Origin of the sequence: Sulfuricurvum sp., from assembly GCF_028710345.1 — a bacterium.
GTDB lineage: Bacteria > Campylobacterota > Campylobacteria > Campylobacterales > Sulfurimonadaceae > Sulfuricurvum.
Genome location: NZ_JAQTUH010000003.1, coordinates 300791 through 317764, shown reverse-complemented (window position 1 = coordinate 317764; position 16974 = coordinate 300791). Strand labels below are relative to the sequence as shown.

The following is a 16974-nucleotide window of genomic DNA, read 5'->3' as shown; positions in this document are numbered from 1 at the left end:
AGTATGGCAAAATACAACGAATTTAAAAACCTTTCTGTACTTTATGCTGAAGACGATCTAATGCTCCGTGAGATTACAGAGAAAACATTGCAGTTGATCGTTGGAAAAGTCTTTGCTGTTTGTGACGGTGCTGAAGCGATTGAGATTTATGAAAAAAATCCTATCGATATTGTCATCCTTGACATCCATATGGGATCTGTCAGTGGTATCGATGTTGCTAAAAGTATCCGCAAAACTAATGAAAAAGTCCCTATTGTTATTGTCTCTGGCTCTCTTGCAACCGATGACTTACTCGAAGCATGCAAGCTAAATCTTGTGGAATACATCCAAAAACCGATAGAGTTTAATGCTTTGATAAAAGTACTTTATTGTGCTGTCGATAGATTGCAGTCGCAAGGATTACTGGTGGCAAAAATAAATGACTCTCTATCGTATGATTTTTTTGCTAAAGCATTTATCTATCCAGATGGGACAAAGACAATATTGACTAAAAATGAGATACATGTCATAGAATTATTGTTGTCCAATCGATCACAAGTGATTAAATATGAGATGTTTTCGTATGATTTAGAGGAGTGTATGTCGGATGGGGCTCTCAAAAATTTAATTCTTCGCCTTAGAAAGAAGATGGGAGATGATAGTAATCTAAAAAATCTTGCCAAAGTAGGTTATTCATTAATCTAAATTTGGAGAGTTAGTTTTTGTATTGGATTGAATCACCACTCTTTACAACATACCTGTTTAAAACAGGTATGTTGTAAGCCATGATTACCGACGATCCCATCGTTCATGTTCATCATGTTCACGACGATCACGGTCCCAGTGATCATGATGTTCACGACGCCGTTCCTCGTAGCGATGATCGTCACGATCATATGAACTATAATAGATAACAGGTCGTGGATTAGCATAAACGATACGTTGTTGGGTATAAATAATCGGTGCAGGTTGCACTGTTGTATAGACTACACGATTTGTATTAGTGTATTCACCATTAGATATGTATCTCTCATTATTGCTACCGATAAGTGTTCCCATGGAAGCACCGATAATTGTTGCTGCAACTTTACCGTCTCCATGACCGAATTGATTACCTATAATCCCTCCGATTACCCCTCCAAAAATCCCACCAACGCTATCTTGTGCGAAAAGTGATGCAGAAGCAGTTAATGCCATTGCGATAAGAAGCTTTTTCATGATATCCACCTCGATTTTAAATTAGCGACAGTATAAATCATGGTTGTGAAGCTATTGTGAAATGCATATAGTCATATATAGGTCATTTTTTTTGTATTAAGATATGACCATTTTTAGACTAAATTCTATGTATAATTGAAACAAGATAAGGTTAAAGAGGTATAATCCAAATCTATAAAAATTATTAACAGAGACTACTATGAAATCGATGACTTCTATCCATTCTAATGCTCCATCCATCGATGAACATCATGCATTTTTGACTATTTTTGATAATATTAATTCCATTGTTGCTTTGATCGATGGAGAGGGACGGATGATACGTCTCAACCATTATGGGCAGAGTTTTGTAGGATATACCCAAGAAGAGGTCGCTTCTGTCCCCTATTTTTGGGAGCGATTTTTGCCTGTATCGATGCATGGCAAAGTAAAATCTATCATTGAAAATGCTCAAAAAGGGATAATCGTAGATCGATTTCAAAACTCTTGGATATCTCGTAGTGGAGAAGAACGGATTTTTGAGTGGTCCAATATGCTGGTTCAAAAAAGTGATGGATCAATGGAATATCTGGCGACCATAGGGATCGATATTACCGAGCAAGAGAAGCAAAAACTCGAAACACAACGGCAAAAAGAGGAGTTTGAAACTATCTTTAATATTTCGCGTGATGGAATAGCCGTTCTCGATCTACAAACCAATTTTTTGGAGTTCAATGACGCCTATTTGGAAATGACAGGATTTTCTCGTGAAGAGTTACGCACAAAATCATGTATTGAACTGAGTATGCCGGAAGATCATGATCGAGCAGTAACGGCATTAAATACAGTACTTGAAAAAGGGTCATTGGACTATTTTGAAAAGCGTTGCCGAGTAAAAGATGACAAAGTGATTACGATTAGTATGTCGTTGGCTTTGCTCCCTGATAAAAAACGGATTCTTATCAGTACAAAAAATATTACTGAACAAAATGCCAAAAATGAGCAAATAAAGTTGGATGCCATCAAGCTTGAAATAGCAGCCAAATCGGCAGAAATGGGTATATGGACGTGGAATTTTGCTTCAGATACCCTTGAATGGAACAAACAAATGTATTCCATTTATGGGATTGAAAGCCAAAGCCAAAATAATCCGTATGAAATGTGGCTAGGAGCCCTACACCCTGATGATCGAGCAAAAGCGCAGTCAGAGGTACAATATGCAGCAGCATTTGATGGAAAATTTGACACGGTATTTAGGATACTGAAACATAGCTCAAACGAAATTGCTTATATCAAAGCATCCGGTATTTGCCAGTTTGATAAACAGGGAAAAAAGATAGCTATGATTGGAACTAATATCGATATTACAGAACAAAAGCTGTACGAAGAAAAGTTAAATACTGCTATAAAAGCCTCTAGAGAAGCTAATAAAGCTAAAAGTGAGTTTCTCGCCAATATGAGTCATGAGATTCGTACACCGCTTAATGGGGTGATTGGATTAAATAATTTGATGCTTAATACGAATCTTACCTCCACTCAAAAAGAGTACATGACAAAAGCACAGCAATCGTCTAAAGCGCTTCTAAGTGTTATTAATGATATTCTCGATTACTCTAAAATTGAAGCGGGAAAACTCAATTTTGAGAATAGGAGTTTTTCGATTGAGGAGGTACTTCGAAGCTCTTCTGATTTGTTTGAATACTCTATTGCGCAAAAATCGTTGGAGTTTCATATCGATATTGATCCTAGCATCCCGCTAACGCTGGAGGGTGATCCCCTCCGTCTGGGGCAAATATTTAATAACCTTATCGGTAATGCGGTTAAGTTTACCGACCAAGGGGATATTATCGTGCGGGTAAAATCGCTCTCTAAAAGTACGAAAGAGATACTCTTGGAGTGTTCGGTATCTGATAGTGGTATCGGCATTAGTGAACAGGAGCAGTTACGATTATTTAGCCCATTTTCACAAAGTGATGCTTCCAATACACGAAAATATGGCGGTACAGGTTTAGGGCTGGCAATCTCCAAACAGCTTTCGGAGTTGATGGGTGGAAAGATTTGGCTTGAGAGCACCCCTGGTATTGGCTCAACGTTTTATTTTACGGTTAAATTGCGGATGCGTTATGGCTCAGAGGGGCGTCCACATCTCTCTTATTTAAACCATCTGCGCTTTTTGGTTGTTGATGATAATGAACTGGAGCGGGAACTAATCGGATCGATGCTTCAATCATGGGGTGCATTGGCGATAGTCTGTGCGAGCGGGAAAGAGGCTATTGAGCGGATGATGAGTGAAACATTTGACTATCTCATTATCGATTGGAAGATGCCGGAACTGGATGGACTTGATGTTATTAAAAAAGTTCAGCAGATGTCCAATGGTAGTTTTGTGAACATTATAATGGTTACTGCCCATGTTAAAGAAGAGTTGCACAAAGCAGCATTAGACAAACAGATTACCCTTGAAAAAGTTTTGTATAAGCCTGTTACCCCCTCGGTGCTTTTGGAATCTATTGGTGATTCGGGGAGATTGAAACCGGTTAAAGAGCCTATTCACCAAAGAGATTTTTTTGTCAAAGGGTCTGTGTTGGTGGTTGAAGATAATGAGATAAATCAACTTGTAATACGTGACTTATTAGAACTTTTTGGTGCAACCGTGGAAATTGCAGAGAATGGGCTTATAGGGATTCAAAAAGTTAAAGAGAATCAGTATGATCTTGTATTGATGGATTTGCAAATGCCGGTATTGGACGGCATTAGTGCTGCTCGAGGTATCCGAGAGTTTAACAAAACGGTTCCGATCATTGCTTTGAGCGCGGCAGTTATGGAACAGGATAAAAAATCGACAATAGAATCGGGAATGAACGGACATCTCTCTAAGCCGATTGATCTCGAAGAGCTAAAAGAGGTTTTGGAATCTTATTTGGTTATTGAAACAAGAGATAATGGCTTAATTGTTCCGGAACTATCCGTAGAAATCATTGCAGGGCTGGATTTAAGCTCTCTCTCCCAAATGCTTCAGCCTAAACAGATGGAACAGTTTTTACGAAAATTTGCAGAAAATTACAAAGATTTTTCGCTTCGCTTAATGGAGTGCGTTCCGGGTGATGAAGCGTTTAAACGCCTCATCCATACCCTTAAAGGGGTGAGTGGTAATATTGGCTCGAAAATGGTTTATGAGATTGCTATTTTAATAGATGAAAGCGATAATGTGGAGTTGCAATCTACGATGTGCGGTCCATTATGTGAGGAAGTGGATAGAGTAATAAGATCGATTGAAAACCATTTCAGCTCACAACAGCCGATATTGATCCAGAATAATGCAAGCATACCAGAGATTGGTTTTGCCATCGAGTCGATGATAAAACGGCTCGAAGAGAAATCTTTTGTGGATGATGATGAGATCGAGGCGTGTTTGTCTTATATGGTCTCTTATAGCTCTACGGAAATATTGGAAAAGATTCGAGAAGCAGTGGGGAAATTTGAGTACGAGAGTGCAGTAGAGCATTTAAAAACGATTTATGGAGAATTACATGGATAGTTTTTCAATCTTGGTAGTGGATGATGAACCCCTTAATCTAAAATTAGCGGCACAAACCTTAAAAGATAATTACACGGTTCTCGTTGCTCGCAGCGGCGAAGAGGCACTTGAGTACCTTAAAACCCATACCGTAGATCTCATCTTGCTTGATATTGTCATGAATGGCTTGTCCGGCTTTGAGGTTGCCGAGGTGTTGCGCTCCACTTCATCGACTTCCTATATTCCAATCATTTATCTTACGTCGGATACCAATCCTGAAACGATTGTCAAAGCATTTAAAACCGGTGCCGTTGACTATATTACCAAACCGTTTCGATCCGAAGAGATGTCAGTGCGTGTTGGCAATCGCGTCCAAACCTATCATCTCCAAAAAGAGTTGCGTAATGCGCTCCAAACCAACAGTATGCTCTTGGGGGTCGTTGATAAATATGTCGCGTATGTAAAAGTTGACCTCAAGGGGATGATACAAAATGTCAGTGAAAGCTTTTGTACCTTTTTACAATGCACAAAGGATGACTTAATTGGGAAAAATATCAATATTCTGAGCTCATCCAATACAGCCGCCGAAGTGTACAAAAACTTATGGGAAACCCTTGAAAGCGGACAAACATATGCAGGCGATATTGAGGATCGTAATTTTGTAGGTGGGACAAATTGGTTTCATGTAACCGCTTCCCCTGATTACGATAACAAGGGAGTGTTAAACGGATATATCGCTTTTTATCAAAATATCGATGTTCAGATGCGCTATAAACATGATGCCAATACCGATAGTTTGACAGCCCTTATGAACCGTGCCAGCTTGGACAAAATATTAGAAGCGGAGATACAGCGTGCACATCGTTACTCTTATCCATTATCCGCTATTTTGATTGATATTGACCATTTTAAAGAGGTTAATGATACTTATGGACACCAAGTCGGTGATGTGATTTTAAAAGAGTTTGCAAAAATTTTATCAACCAATATCCGTGAAGTTGATGTTATCGGTCGATGGGGAGGCGAAGAGTTTCTCATCATTTGCCCCCATACGGATGCTGAGGGGGCAATAGTAATTGCAGAAAATCTCCGTTCTTGTATTGAGGAATATAATTTTAATATCGTTGGGAAAAAAACAGCTAGTTTCGGGATTGCGCAGTACGACTCTGCTACCCTTGCAGAAAATCTGTTTCATCAACTCGATAGAGCACTGTATTGTGCAAAAGACAAAGGGCGTAACCAAGTGGTGCTTTATAAAGAGCAATAATACCGTCAATTCAAGTTTAAAAAATGGAGAAGGGAAGGGGTATAAACGAAAAAAGCCTCTTCAAATCTTCTCTGAGAGAAAGTTTGAAGAGGCAGTGGTAATCTCTCAACCACCTAGTCCCTATTTTGTTATATTTTAAAGGTTTTAAAATATAATAGGTACATTAAAAGGTACATTAGCAACAATGTAACTTGATATTTGTATGATACTGCTCTATGATCTTTTTCTATTTTTAGGATTATCTTTACTTAGATTAAAACTACCATATTTATTTTATATAGTAGAAATAATATAAAAAACTACCATATTTAAATTATATGGTAGTTTGACTACCATATCCCCTCACCCAACAGCGCATAGAGTTTAGGATTGATATAGAGAACAATTCGCGATCTTTTTTGCGAAGTCAGTATTCCAATTTTTTCGAGTTCTTTTAGATACTTAGCTGCTGCATGTCGTTCAACATCCAAAGCAATTTCAACATGAGCCGTTTTTGTATAGACTTCGGTAAAAATGGCATCAATGAGTTCACGTTTATAGATTTTTGGCAATTTAGTTTTGACCTCATTTGACGTTTCATCTACAAGTTCTTTAATTGCCTTAGCTTTCGTTAGTGTTCGAACGGCTGTCTCTTCAATACCTTTGAGCATATACAAAGTCCACTCTTCCCATGCATTGCTGACTCGCACCTCTTGTAATAAGCGGTAGTAATCATTTTTGTTTCGGATAATATAACCGCTCAAATAGAGTATCGGTGCATCTAACAAGCCCTCAAGGCAAAGATAGAGAATATTGAGGATACGCCCAGTTCGACCATTTCCATCGTAAAACGGGTGAATCGATTCAAACTGATAATGCAGTATCGCCATTTTAATCAAAGGGTCTAATTCATCGGGCTCGTTGATTTGTTTTTCTAAGTTAGCAAGCAGTTCATAAATCATCGCCTCATCTTGAGGAGGAGTGTAAACAACCTCACCTGTTTTAGCGTTGCGTAATACTGTGCCGGCTTGTTTTCGGATACCTGCATTATTACCGGAGAGTTCTTGTTGAATGGCAACAATATCGTTTGTCGTTAAAAGTTGGCGGTGTTGTAATTGAGTAAAACCAAAACGCAATGCTTTGCGGTAATTCAAAACCTCTTTGATATTATCAGGAATATGGTGGGATTCACTTGCTAAAGCTTCAAAAAGTTCATCTTGAGTGGTGATAATATTTTCAATCTCTGAACTGTCTTTTGCTTCTTGGAGCGTAAGAGAATTGATGAGTATCTCTTTATTTGGGATTTGATCGGCAAACCCTTTTAATTCGGCTAATGCCTTGTGTGCTTTAGAGAGTTGTTTGAGTATTGCAACCGTGTCAAAATCAAATTTTGGTGGCAAAGGAGGTAGAACAAATTCATCCATTAAAACATTCTCCCTCGCAAATCATGAATATTAAAAAGAATATTTTAGCCGAAATGATCAAAAATAGTGATTAAAGTGACTATTTAAGGGGTTGTTGTTTGTCTTTTTAGATTGTATTAGAGGGGATTATTTTATAAGGTGGTGGCTAATCTCGGAATCGAACCAAGGACACAATGATTTTCAGTCATTTGCTCTACCGACTGAGCTAATTAGCCACGTTTTGTGGAGTGCAATTATAGCGATACAAGCTTAAAAATAAGCTTAATCGTTATTTTGTTTCGAGTCACCCTTAAATTCATACTTTTGCACCGGGCTTCCTGCCGAAGGAAACTCAGCGTTAGCGTAGCGAATTGGGACTTGTTCCAATCGCGTATTCTTTAAATAGATTCCCACGTTCAGCGTATGAGCTAAATTGATCCAAGCTTGCCGCTGCAGGGGAGAGCATAGCGATGGTATGACGGGTATGATTTTTGTCGATTTGCTCTACTGCTTTATCGAGGGTATGACATAGGGTGCAGGGGATTGCGTAGTGCTCACAGAGGGTCTTGAGACGCTCTGCATTGCTTCCGATGGCATAGATGGTGACATCGTAGTTTTTGAGAGGGGTAAATAGCTCTTCGAGTTCCACCCCTTTGTCATCTCCGCCGAGGATGAGGTGGATTTTTTCCTCTTTGTAGGTGCGTAGTGCCGCGAGGGTGGCGTCAATATTGGTTGCTTTGGAATCGTTAATCCAAAGACGTCCTTGAGTGTCACGTAACTCTTCTTGACGGTGAGGGTCGAGAATAAAGGCGTTGATTTTATCATAATCACATCGATCATAGAGAATCTTATCAATCCCCATCGCGATGAGGGCATCCATCAAAAATGCCCCTTTGAACTTGATTTTCGACGTATCAAATCCAAAATACTTGGCGAGGTCATCTTCTGTTTCATAGAGGATTTTAAATCCGTTAGTGGGAACATCGGCGAACATCTTGGGCAAGATTATTGCTTCTCCTTCTCTCATTTGTGTGAGAGGTTTGAGTTTGGCTTTGTAATACTCTTCCATGCTCCCATGCCAGCTCACATGATCGGGGGTGATAGGGAGGAGGGCGTAGATGTTCGGGACGGCAGTACGGTTATAGTGCATACTAAACGAACTGGTCTCTAATATCCAGATAGGGGCTTCGCTCGACATATCGGCAAGCGGTGTACCGATATTGCCGCCGCTGATTGCACCTTTATCGCTGAGGAGATGTTCCACCATTTGAGTAGTGGTCGTTTTGCCGTTGGTTCCACTGATCCAAATACTAAAGGGAGTGGTAGGGGCAAAAAAATCGTATTCGCTGATGAGATGGGTTGCATTTTGGATTAGCGGGTGATAAGGTGGCATACCGGGTGAGGGGATTTCGTGGGTAAATTTTGTGGTGTCGAATTTCGAGACAGGATGGATGGTATTGCCATCCTCATCACTATACGATTCGATAGCTTTGTCATCGAAAAAGGTACACGGTCCGAAACGTTTGGCGATAGCACGGGTCGTTTTGCCGTAGCCGAAACAGGCGATAGTCATCTTTTCCATTTAGCGAATCTTTAGAGTGATGAGGGCGAGGATGTTGGAGAGCAAAGCGATAATCCAAAAACGGACGATGATTTTATTCTCCGCCCACTGCTTCATCTCGAAATGGTGGTGGATCGGTGCCATCAAAAAGACCCTTTTTTTACGGAGTTTGTAGCTTCCCACTTGTAAGATTACCGAAACCGTTTCGATGACGAAGATAAATCCGATGAGGATAAGCAAGATTTCGCTTTTACCGATGATTGCCATGTAGGCGATAAAAGCACCTATGGTGAGTGAACCGCTATCTCCCATAAACACTTGTGCAGGGTGGCAGTTAAACCATAAAAAGCCTACTAATGAGCCGATGAGGGCAGCTGCGATAACAACCACTTCCCCCCCAGGAATTTTTGGCATTAATAAATAGTGGGATAACGCGGCATTTCCGACAATATAAACGATGACGCTCAATGAGATAAGTGCAAAGACAGAGGGGACGGTAGCCAAACCATCGAGTCCATCGGTGAGGTTTACGGCATTTGAGGTGGCAATCATCACTAAAACCCAAAACGCAATACTAAAATATCCCATATCAAAAAGACTTGTTTTAACGAATGGAACGTAAAAGCCAGTTTCAAGTTTAGCAACATAGATGAGAAACAGTCCGATAGCCAATCCAAAAATGATTTGGAGGGTAAGTTTTGCACGAGCACTTAGCCCTGCGAGGTTGTCACCTCCGCGAATTTTTCCCCAGTCATCGGTAAATCCTATATAGGCGTAAAATACAAGAGTCAATAATCCGCCGATGGCAAAAGGGTTGAAGATATTTACGGTTAGGAACGAGGCAATAACGGTAGAGATAATAAAAACGATACCGCCCATGGTAGGTGTTTTGGCTTTCCCTTGGTGGGCACTGACATATTCGTTGATCGGTTGAACTTTCGCACCGCGTTGTGCCCATGCGATAAAACGGGGCATAATAAAAAGGGTAAGTAAAAGACCTATAAAAAAAGCTAATCCAGCTCGCACCGTAATGTATTGAAAAATATTAATACCGAGAGATTTGTGAAACCAATATAACATTATGAAGACTCTTTGAATAACAAAATTGTAAAGCAAGTGACATTTTAATATAATTACTCAAAAGTTTGATTAATCAGGAGGCAAAATGGGCAAAAAAACCGTTTTAGTCATTACCGACGGGATCGGATATTCGCCAAAAGAGAGTTTTAATGCTTTTCATGCGGCAAAAAAACCAACCTATGATGCCTTATTTGCCTCAACCCCTTATTCGTTGATCGATACGTTTGGATTGAGTGTAGGATTGCCCGAGGGGCAAATGGGGAACTCGGAAGTGGGGCACATGAGTATCGGAAGTGGTCGTGTGTTGTATCAAGATTTGGTAAAAATCTCGCTCTCATTAGAAGATGGAAGTTTTGAGCACAACGAAGTATTTAGTAATCTCATCAAAACAAGTAATCGTCTCCATCTGATTGCTCTCTTGAGTGATGGGGGAGTTCATTCTCATATCGATCATATTATCGGTGTCTCTGAGATCGCCGCTGATGCGGGTAAGGAGGTGTGGTTGCATCTTATTACTGATGGGCGTGATGTTTCACCGACATCGGCTATCCATTTTGTTCAAACGATAAAAGCGCATGGTCGCCGTAATATTAAAATTGCCTCTTTGGGTGGGCGATTTTATGGGATGGATCGGGATAACCGTTGGGAACGTGTCCAAAAAGGGTACGATGCTATAGTCAATGCTACCCCAAATACGGATCAAAGTGTTGTTGATTATATAGAAAATTCATACGCCAAAGGGGAAAATGATGAGTTTATCCTCCCCACGGCATTTGAGGGGTATGAGGGATTTAGTGAGGGGGATGCAGTCCTAACGCTTAATTTCCGAAGTGATCGGATGCGTCAGCTCTCATCCGCATTGGGAGATTCCGAATTTAGTGGGTTTGAACGCCGTTTTGTACCTATCCATTTTGCGACTATTACTCAGTACGATCAAAGTTTCCCTTATCCGGTGTTATTTCCTAAAGATGCACCGATAAATACCCTTAGTGAAGTGATTAGCCGTGCAGGATTACGTCAACTTCATACGGCAGAAACCGAAAAATATGCCCATGTAACCTTTTTCTTTAACGGCGGTGTCGAAGAGCCTTATGAAAATGAGACACGGGTATTGATCCCTAGTCCTCAGGTCAAAACCTATGATATGCAACCGCAAATGTCAGCTCCCGAAGTGGGTGATGCGGTTCTCAAAGCGATGGATGAAGGAGTTGATTTTGTCGTTGTTAATTTTGCTAACGGTGATATGGTCGGACATACCGGCAATTTTGAAGCAGCAACAGCTGCGGTTGAGGCGGTTGATGAACAGCTTGGTCGTATTATAGAGACTGCACGTCAACATGACTATGCGATGGTACTTACCTCCGATCATGGAAACTGTGAAGAGATGCGCGATGATGCGGGCAATACTCTGACCAACCATACGGTAGGGAAAGTGTGGTGTTTCGTCATGGCAGAGGGTGTTGATAACGTTCATTCGGGTGCACTGAACAATATCGCACCGACAGTTTTGAAGTTGATGGGGCTTGAAATTCCATCCGAAATGGATACACCATTGATTTGATGCTTTTGGAGGTGGGGTTTTAACCCCGCTTTTTTACCGACACTAAAGTGTCAGTTCCGATAGTGACAGAAAACAAAATTATAATAATAAGGAAATCGCGTATGAAATTCACAGGTAAAAATGTATTGGTAACAGGTTCAAGTAGAGGAATCGGTGCAGAAGTGGCGAAAGTTTTGGCAAGCTATGGTCTAAAAGTATGGATCAACTACCGAAGCGGTGCGGCAGCGGCAGACGCGGTAAAAGCGGAAATTGAGGCGGCTGGCGGAACAGCGGCGGTAATCGGGTTTGATGTGGCGGATGAAACGGCATTTGTCGATGCGATCAAAACCATTGTCGATGCAGATGGTGAACTCTCCTATCTCGTTAACAATGCAGGAATTACGAATGATAAATTAGCACTCCGTATGAAAGCAGAAGAGTTTACAAGTGTACTCGATGCAAATCTTACTTCGGCATTTATCGGATGCCGTGAAGCGATGAAAGCGATGCGTAAACAAAAATTTGGAAGTATCGTAAACATGGCATCCATTGTGGGTGAAACAGGTAATGCAGGGCAAACCAACTATGCGGCATCAAAAGGTGGGATGATTGCTATGACCAAAAGTTTTGCGATCGAAGCGGCAACCAGCGGTATCCGCTATAACTGTATCACTCCAGGTTTTATTGCAACTGATATGACGGATGAACTTAAAGAAGAGGTAAAAGCGGCATTCACTGCAAAAATCCCAATGGCACGCTTTGGTAATGCTGTAGAAGTGGCTGAAGCGACCGCATTTTTACTCAGTGATCACGCTAGTTATATCACTGGAGAAACCCTAAAAGTCAATGGCGGAATGTTTATGTAAAGCAAAAGCTTCCCCTCTTAAGTTAAATGTGTTATAATTCGACGATTTTATTCATATGAACAGGAGCTATTATGGCACTTTTGGAAGACATTAAAGAAGTAGTGGTTGAGCAATTAAGCGTTAACCCAGACGAAGTAAAAGCGGATTCAAAATTCGTAGAAGATCTCGGTGCAGACAGCCTTGACGTTGTTGAATTGGTAATGGCTCTTGAAGAGAAATTCGATATCGAAATTCCTGATGATGAAGCAGAAAAAATCCAAACAGTTCAAGATGTAATTAATTACATCGAAGGTAAAAAATAATCATAAAAATCTCCAAGGGGAATCCCTTGGTGCTTGTGATTTTAACGGTTGGCTTTTCGAAGCCTGCTATTAAGAACACCGATCAGCAGGAGAAAATGTGAAACGAATAGTAGTAACCGGTATGGGAATGATTAACGCAGTTGGTCATGATAAAGAGAGTGCATTTAAAGCAATCTGTGACGGTGAATGTGGTATCGACATCATTACAATTTTCGATGCATCGACTCAAAGTGCCCAAATAGCTGGTGAAGTAAAAGGGTTTAATCCAGAATCGGTTATGGATGCACGTGAAGTGAAAAAAGCGGACCGTTTCATCCATCTTGGAATCAAAGCGGCGCAAGAAGCAATGGCAGATGCCAATTTTCCGGAAGATTTTGATAAAGAGCGTTTTGGTATTAGTGCCGCATCGGGTATCGGCGGGCTCCCTTCAATCGAGAAAAATTCTATTATTTTGGCAGAAAAAGGACCTCGTCGTATCTCTCCATTTTTTATTCCGGGGGCATTGGTTAATATGCTTGGCGGATTCGTAACCATCGATCATGGTTTGCAAGGACCAAATCTTTCGTGTGTTACAGCGTGTGCGGCAGGAACGCATGGTATCAGCGAAGCAGCAAAAACCATTATGACCGGTGGAGCAGATCAAATGCTCGTCGTTGCGGCAGAATCAGCGATTAGCGGTGTGGGTGTCGGCGGGTTTGCCTCAATGAAAGCATTGAGTACCCGTAATGATGATCCAAAACACGCGTCACGCCCGTTTGATGCAGAGCGCGACGGATTTGTTATGGGTGAAGGGGCTGCGGCATTGGTGCTCGAAGAGTATGATGCGGCAGTGGCACGCGGTGCTCATATCTATGCAGAACTTATCGGTTTTGGAGAGAGCGGCGATGCAAATCATATCACTACTCCAAGTCTTGAAGGGCCTCTTCGTGCTATGAAAGCGGCACTTCGTATGGCAGGAAATCCAAAAGTCGATTACGTTAATGCCCATGGAACCAGTACACCTACGAATGATAAAAATGAGACAGCAGCCCTTAAAATTGCATTTGGAGGCAAAGAGAACTGTCCTCCGATCAGCTCGACCAAAGGGCAAACTGGACATTGTCTTGGAGCAGCCGGCGGTATCGAAGCGGTGGTGAGTATTATGGCAATGCGTGATGGTATTATCCCTCCAACCATCAACTTTGAGCATCCGGATGAAAACTGTGATTTGGATATTGTTCCAAATCAAGCGCGTAAAGCGGAGCTTAATATCGTTATGTCTAACTCCTTTGGATTTGGCGGCACCAATGGTGTTGTTATTTTCAAGAAAATCTAAGGGTCTGCTTTGGCTACCTATCTCGATTTTGAACAAAAAATTTGTCAAATCCAAGAGGATATTATTGCAGCAGAGGTTCGTTATGATCACCATGCCGTTAATATTCTCAAGCAAGATTTAGACAAAGAGGTTCTGCAAACCTACAGTAATCTCTCTCCCTATCAAGAGCTTCAGCTAGCACGTCATGCCGATCGCCCATATGCGCTTGATTATATAAATGCCCTGTTTGATACCAAATATGAGCTACATGGAGATCGCCATTTTCGTGATGATCTCTCTATTATCTGTTATCTTGGGATGATTGGTGATGAGCGTGTTATGATTATTGGTGAACAAAAAGGGCGCGGAACCAAAAATAAACTTAAGCGTAATTTTGGTATGCCAAATCCGGAAGGGTACCGTAAGGCATTGCGTATGGCAAAAATGGCTGAAAAGTTTAAAATCCCTCTTCTTATGTTAATCGACACTCCGGGCGCCTATCCTGGACTTGGTGCAGAAGAGCGTAATCAAAGTGAAGCGATTGCCCGTAATTTATTAGAACTCTCAAATCTTAATACCATTAGTATCTCGGTAGTTATTGGTGAGGGTGGAAGTGGTGGAGCATTGGCTATCGGTGTGGCTGATCGTCTAGCAATGATGCGTTACTCGGTGTTTAGTGTTATCTCTCCTGAGGGGTGCTCAGCTATTTTGTGGAATGATCCGGCAAAAGTAGAAGCAGCGACAAAAGCACTTAAGATTACGAGTGAAGATCTAAAATCATTGGACTTGATCGATGATGTTATAGATGAACCGTTAATCGGTGCGCACCGCGATAAAGCAGGTGCTGTTACAGCAGTTAAAGAGTACTTTTTATCCCAAGTGAAAGAGCTTCGTAAGCTTAGTGATGCAGAACGATTAGAAAAACGGTATAACCGTCTTGTCGGTGTTGGACAATTTAGCGAATAAAATTATCCTTTTTCCACCTCTTTTTGGGGTTTTATTCGCCCCATTCTTTTTCCCTCTTTTGAAAACGCAATCAACTCTTCGGTAGTATGAATCGTATCGGGTAGCATCAGTAACACCTGCTCTAAGAGTTTAGTGGTGGTAATCGCATCAGAGAGTGCTCGATGGTGAGTTGCATCGGTGTGAAGATCATAGAGCTCGTTGAGATATTTTAGCCCATAACGCTCCGATTCGAAGGTTCGTTCTGCTAAATCGATGGTGCAGAGTTGACGATTAAGTAATACTCCTAATCCTACCCTCTCCATCATTGCCGAGACAAACTTATAATCAAATTTTGCATCGTGGCCTACAAAAACTGCATCTCCTAAAAAGAGGCGAAACTCTTGCATTACGGTTTTAAGCTCTGGTGCTTCACACGTTTGCTCGACCGTTATCCCTGTAATATCAGAAATTTGTTCAGAGATGGAATCACAACGAACTAAGCTCTCATAAGTATCAAGTATTTCTCCATTTTTAAATTTGACGGCACCGATTTCGATGATTTGATGATGGGCTGTTTTGGAACCGTTGGTTTCGACGTCTACGATACAAAAGAGCGTATCTTTTATCGAGAGGAGGGATGTTTGAAACTTGTAAGCTTTCATATGAAGGATAATATTCATCCCTTGTGCTTTAAGCATCTCTATTGCGAGATCGTCACCAATTTTGGGCTCAAACTCATTTTTTTGGATACCTTGAGGCTTGGTGAGACGGTGAATGAGTTTGGAATCCAACGGCATTAGGAGTTCGCCTGTTTTATAAAATCAATCACTTTTTGAGGATCTTTTTTTCCTTTGGAGGCTTCCACACCGCTGCTGACATCGACCCCATAAAATCCATACGATATGAGAGATGCAACATTTGTAGGATCAAGCCCTCCGGCAAGGATGATTTTGGAACAATCAACCCCCTCAAACCACTCGATATTGAGCCGTTTACCACTTCCACCATACACTTCACAGTAGGCATCAATGAGACGGTATTCATCGGCATATTTCAGTATGTCCTCACGCTTTTGGGCACGCACGACACGCAATGTCGGGAAGTTGACGTGGCTAAAAAAATCATCATCAACATCAAAATGGACTTGGGCTAAAGTACAGCCACTCTCTAAACAGATTGAGCGGATATTTTCCGGTGTTTCATTGACGAAAAGGGCAACTTTTTCGACAAATGGAGGGAGTTTTGCGATGATTTCTTGGGCATTTTTAGGAGAAATATAGCGGGGTGATTCGGGATAAAATACAAATCCAAGGGCATGAGCCCCCGCATTAATAGCTATAAAAGCATCTTCAAGATTTGTGATACCGCAAATTTTAACCCGCATGTTAGATTTTCAAACTTTCAATAGCGGCTTTATAATCACTTTGTCCAAATACATAGCTGCCTGCAACACAAACATCGACACCGGCATTTTTGAGCATCTGGATATTATCGCTTCCGACACCACCGTCAATTTCGATGAGACACGCAGGGTTGATTTGATCACGAAGAGCTTTTAAACGTTCAATTTTTTCAACAACAGTCGGGATAAATTTTTGCCCTCCGAATCCTGGATTAACCGACATGACTAAAACCATATCCACATCACCGAGGAGATACTCGACCGATTCAGCGGGAGTATGAGGATTGAGGACAATCCCCGGTTTAATACCCAGAGAGCGGATATACTGTACGAGGCGGTGAGGGTGTTTCTCCTCTTCAATATGGAACGTGATATATTCAGGTTTGAGTGGGGCGAAAAGATCGACAAAAAAAGTGTTGTTCTCAACCATGAGATGGATATCGAGCGGTTTGGTCGCCGCTGCAGCAATTGCACTGACCACAACAGGCCCGATGGTGAGGTTGGGGACAAAATGCCCATCCATCACATCAACATGGACTAAATCGCATCCCGCATCACAAATGGCACGAACGTCGCGCGCTAAATTACCAAAATCGGCAGAGAGGACACTAGGGGCAACAAGCATGAAAATACCTTTTAAAT

Annotated in this window: 15 protein-coding genes and 1 tRNA gene; 8 read left to right on the top strand and 8 right to left on the bottom strand. The window is 41.3% G+C overall.

Going from position 1 to position 16974, the window contains the following annotated elements; all coding sequences use genetic code 11:
- The first annotated feature begins 3 nt into the window (after positions 1-3).
- On the top strand, positions 4-684 hold the full coding sequence (locus PHC76_RS06245) for a response regulator (RefSeq protein WP_299973165.1): 681 nt from the start codon (positions 4-6) through the stop codon (positions 682-684).
- An 84-nt stretch (positions 685-768) separates the two neighbouring features.
- Here the strand turns inward: PHC76_RS06245 and PHC76_RS06240 are convergent, their stop codons facing one another.
- Entirely contained in the window at positions 769-1197 is a 429-nt protein-coding gene (locus PHC76_RS06240) for a glycine zipper 2TM domain-containing protein (RefSeq protein WP_299973162.1), read from the bottom strand.
- 199 nt (positions 1198-1396) lie between these two features.
- Between PHC76_RS06240 and PHC76_RS06235 the strand changes: the two genes are divergently transcribed.
- A complete protein-coding gene (locus PHC76_RS06235; protein WP_299973159.1) occupies positions 1397-4714 on the top strand; it encodes a response regulator in 3318 nt (1105 codons plus the stop codon).
- A complete protein-coding gene (locus tag PHC76_RS06230) occupies positions 4707-5960 on the top strand; it encodes a diguanylate cyclase (RefSeq protein WP_299973156.1) in 1254 nt (417 codons plus the stop codon). Before PHC76_RS06235 ends, PHC76_RS06230 begins: the two co-directional genes overlap by 8 nt.
- Positions 5961-6289: 329 nt before the next feature.
- Here PHC76_RS06230 and PHC76_RS06225 read toward each other — a convergent pair whose 3' ends face one another.
- From PHC76_RS06225 to mraY, 4 genes are all read right to left on the bottom strand, one after another.
- Positions 6290-7363, bottom strand: coding sequence for a Fic family protein (locus PHC76_RS06225; RefSeq protein WP_299973153.1), 1074 nt, complete (start codon positions 7361-7363; stop codon positions 6290-6292).
- 139 nt (positions 7364-7502) lie between these two features.
- Positions 7503-7578: transfer RNA gene (locus PHC76_RS06220), tRNA-Phe, on the bottom strand.
- A gap of 122 nt (positions 7579-7700) precedes the next feature.
- A complete protein-coding gene (gene murD, locus PHC76_RS06215; protein WP_299973150.1) occupies positions 7701-8924 on the bottom strand; it encodes a UDP-N-acetylmuramoyl-L-alanine--D-glutamate ligase in 1224 nt (407 codons plus the stop codon).
- A complete protein-coding gene (mraY, locus tag PHC76_RS06210) occupies positions 8925-9983 on the bottom strand; it encodes a phospho-N-acetylmuramoyl-pentapeptide-transferase (RefSeq protein WP_299973147.1) in 1059 nt (352 codons plus the stop codon).
- Positions 9984-10068: 85 nt separating this feature from the next.
- Here mraY and gpmI point away from each other — a divergent pair, with 85 nt between their 5' ends.
- The 5 genes from gpmI to accA all read left to right on the top strand — a co-directional run bounded on the left by gpmI (position 10069) and on the right by accA (position 14951).
- Positions 10069-11544: a 2,3-bisphosphoglycerate-independent phosphoglycerate mutase gene (gpmI, locus tag PHC76_RS06205; protein WP_299973144.1), complete on the top strand. Its 1476-nt coding sequence runs from the start codon at positions 10069-10071 to the stop codon at positions 11542-11544.
- Between the two features lie 101 nt (positions 11545-11645).
- Positions 11646-12389 carry a 3-oxoacyl-ACP reductase FabG gene (gene fabG, locus PHC76_RS06200; protein ID WP_299973141.1) on the top strand — a complete coding sequence of 248 codons (744 nt, stop codon included), beginning with the start codon at positions 11646-11648 and terminating at the stop codon, positions 12387-12389.
- Between the two features lie 71 nt (positions 12390-12460).
- Positions 12461-12691 carry an acyl carrier protein gene (gene acpP / locus PHC76_RS06195; protein WP_299973138.1) on the top strand — a complete coding sequence of 77 codons (231 nt, stop codon included), beginning with the start codon at positions 12461-12463 and terminating at the stop codon, positions 12689-12691.
- 97 nt (positions 12692-12788) lie between these two features.
- Positions 12789-14006, top strand: coding sequence for a beta-ketoacyl-ACP synthase II (locus PHC76_RS06190; protein WP_299973135.1), 1218 nt, complete (start codon positions 12789-12791; stop codon positions 14004-14006).
- Between the two features lie 9 nt (positions 14007-14015).
- The gene (gene accA / locus PHC76_RS06185) at positions 14016-14951 is read left to right on the top strand and encodes an acetyl-CoA carboxylase carboxyl transferase subunit alpha (protein ID WP_299973133.1); all 936 of its coding nucleotides are present in this window, start codon (positions 14016-14018) and stop codon (positions 14949-14951) included.
- Between the two features lie 2 nt (positions 14952-14953).
- Here the strand turns inward: accA and PHC76_RS06180 are convergent, their stop codons facing one another.
- From PHC76_RS06180 to rpe, 3 genes are read right to left on the bottom strand one after another with little or no spacing between them, the layout of a single operon-like run.
- Positions 14954-15727 carry a 3'-5' exonuclease gene (locus PHC76_RS06180; protein ID WP_299973131.1) on the bottom strand — a complete coding sequence of 258 codons (774 nt, stop codon included), beginning with the start codon at positions 15725-15727 and terminating at the stop codon, positions 14954-14956.
- Positions 15727-16314 (bottom strand): phosphoribosylanthranilate isomerase, encoded by a 588-nt coding sequence (locus PHC76_RS06175; RefSeq protein WP_299973128.1) that lies wholly within the window; start codon positions 16312-16314, stop codon positions 15727-15729. The genes PHC76_RS06180 and PHC76_RS06175 overlap by 1 nt, the downstream gene beginning before the upstream one ends.
- 1 nt (position 16315) lies before the next feature.
- Positions 16316-16957: a ribulose-phosphate 3-epimerase gene (gene rpe / locus PHC76_RS06170; RefSeq protein WP_299973125.1), complete on the bottom strand. Its 642-nt coding sequence runs from the start codon at positions 16955-16957 to the stop codon at positions 16316-16318.
- Positions 16958-16974: the final 17 nt, after the last annotated feature.

Bases quoted from the DNA above. Each gene is read 5' to 3' on its own strand.
- PHC76_RS06245 (WP_299973165.1), top strand. From the start codon at position 4: ATGGCAAAATACAACGAATTTAAAAACCTTTCTGTACTTTATGCTGAA.
- PHC76_RS06240 (WP_299973162.1), bottom strand. From the start codon at position 1,197: ATGAAAAAGCTTCTTATCGCAATGGCATTAACTGCTTCTGCATCACTT.
- PHC76_RS06235 (WP_299973159.1), top strand. From the start codon at position 1,397: ATGAAATCGATGACTTCTATCCATTCTAATGCTCCATCCATCGATGAA.
- PHC76_RS06230 (WP_299973156.1), top strand. From the start codon at position 4,707: ATGGATAGTTTTTCAATCTTGGTAGTGGATGATGAACCCCTTAATCTA.
- PHC76_RS06225 (WP_299973153.1), bottom strand. From the start codon at position 7,363: ATGGATGAATTTGTTCTACCTCCTTTGCCACCAAAATTTGATTTTGAC.
- murD (WP_299973150.1), bottom strand. From the start codon at position 8,924: ATGGAAAAGATGACTATCGCCTGTTTCGGCTACGGCAAAACGACCCGT.
- mraY (WP_299973147.1), bottom strand. From the start codon at position 9,983: ATGTTATATTGGTTTCACAAATCTCTCGGTATTAATATTTTTCAATAC.
- gpmI (WP_299973144.1), top strand. From the start codon at position 10,069: ATGGGCAAAAAAACCGTTTTAGTCATTACCGACGGGATCGGATATTCG.
- fabG (WP_299973141.1), top strand. From the start codon at position 11,646: ATGAAATTCACAGGTAAAAATGTATTGGTAACAGGTTCAAGTAGAGGA.
- acpP (WP_299973138.1), top strand. From the start codon at position 12,461: ATGGCACTTTTGGAAGACATTAAAGAAGTAGTGGTTGAGCAATTAAGC.
- PHC76_RS06180 (WP_299973131.1), bottom strand. From the start codon at position 15,727: ATGCCGTTGGATTCCAAACTCATTCACCGTCTCACCAAGCCTCAAGGT.
- PHC76_RS06175 (WP_299973128.1), bottom strand. From the start codon at position 16,314: ATGCGGGTTAAAATTTGCGGTATCACAAATCTTGAAGATGCTTTTATA.
- rpe (WP_299973125.1), bottom strand. From the start codon at position 16,957: ATGCTTGTTGCCCCTAGTGTCCTCTCTGCCGATTTTGGTAATTTAGCG.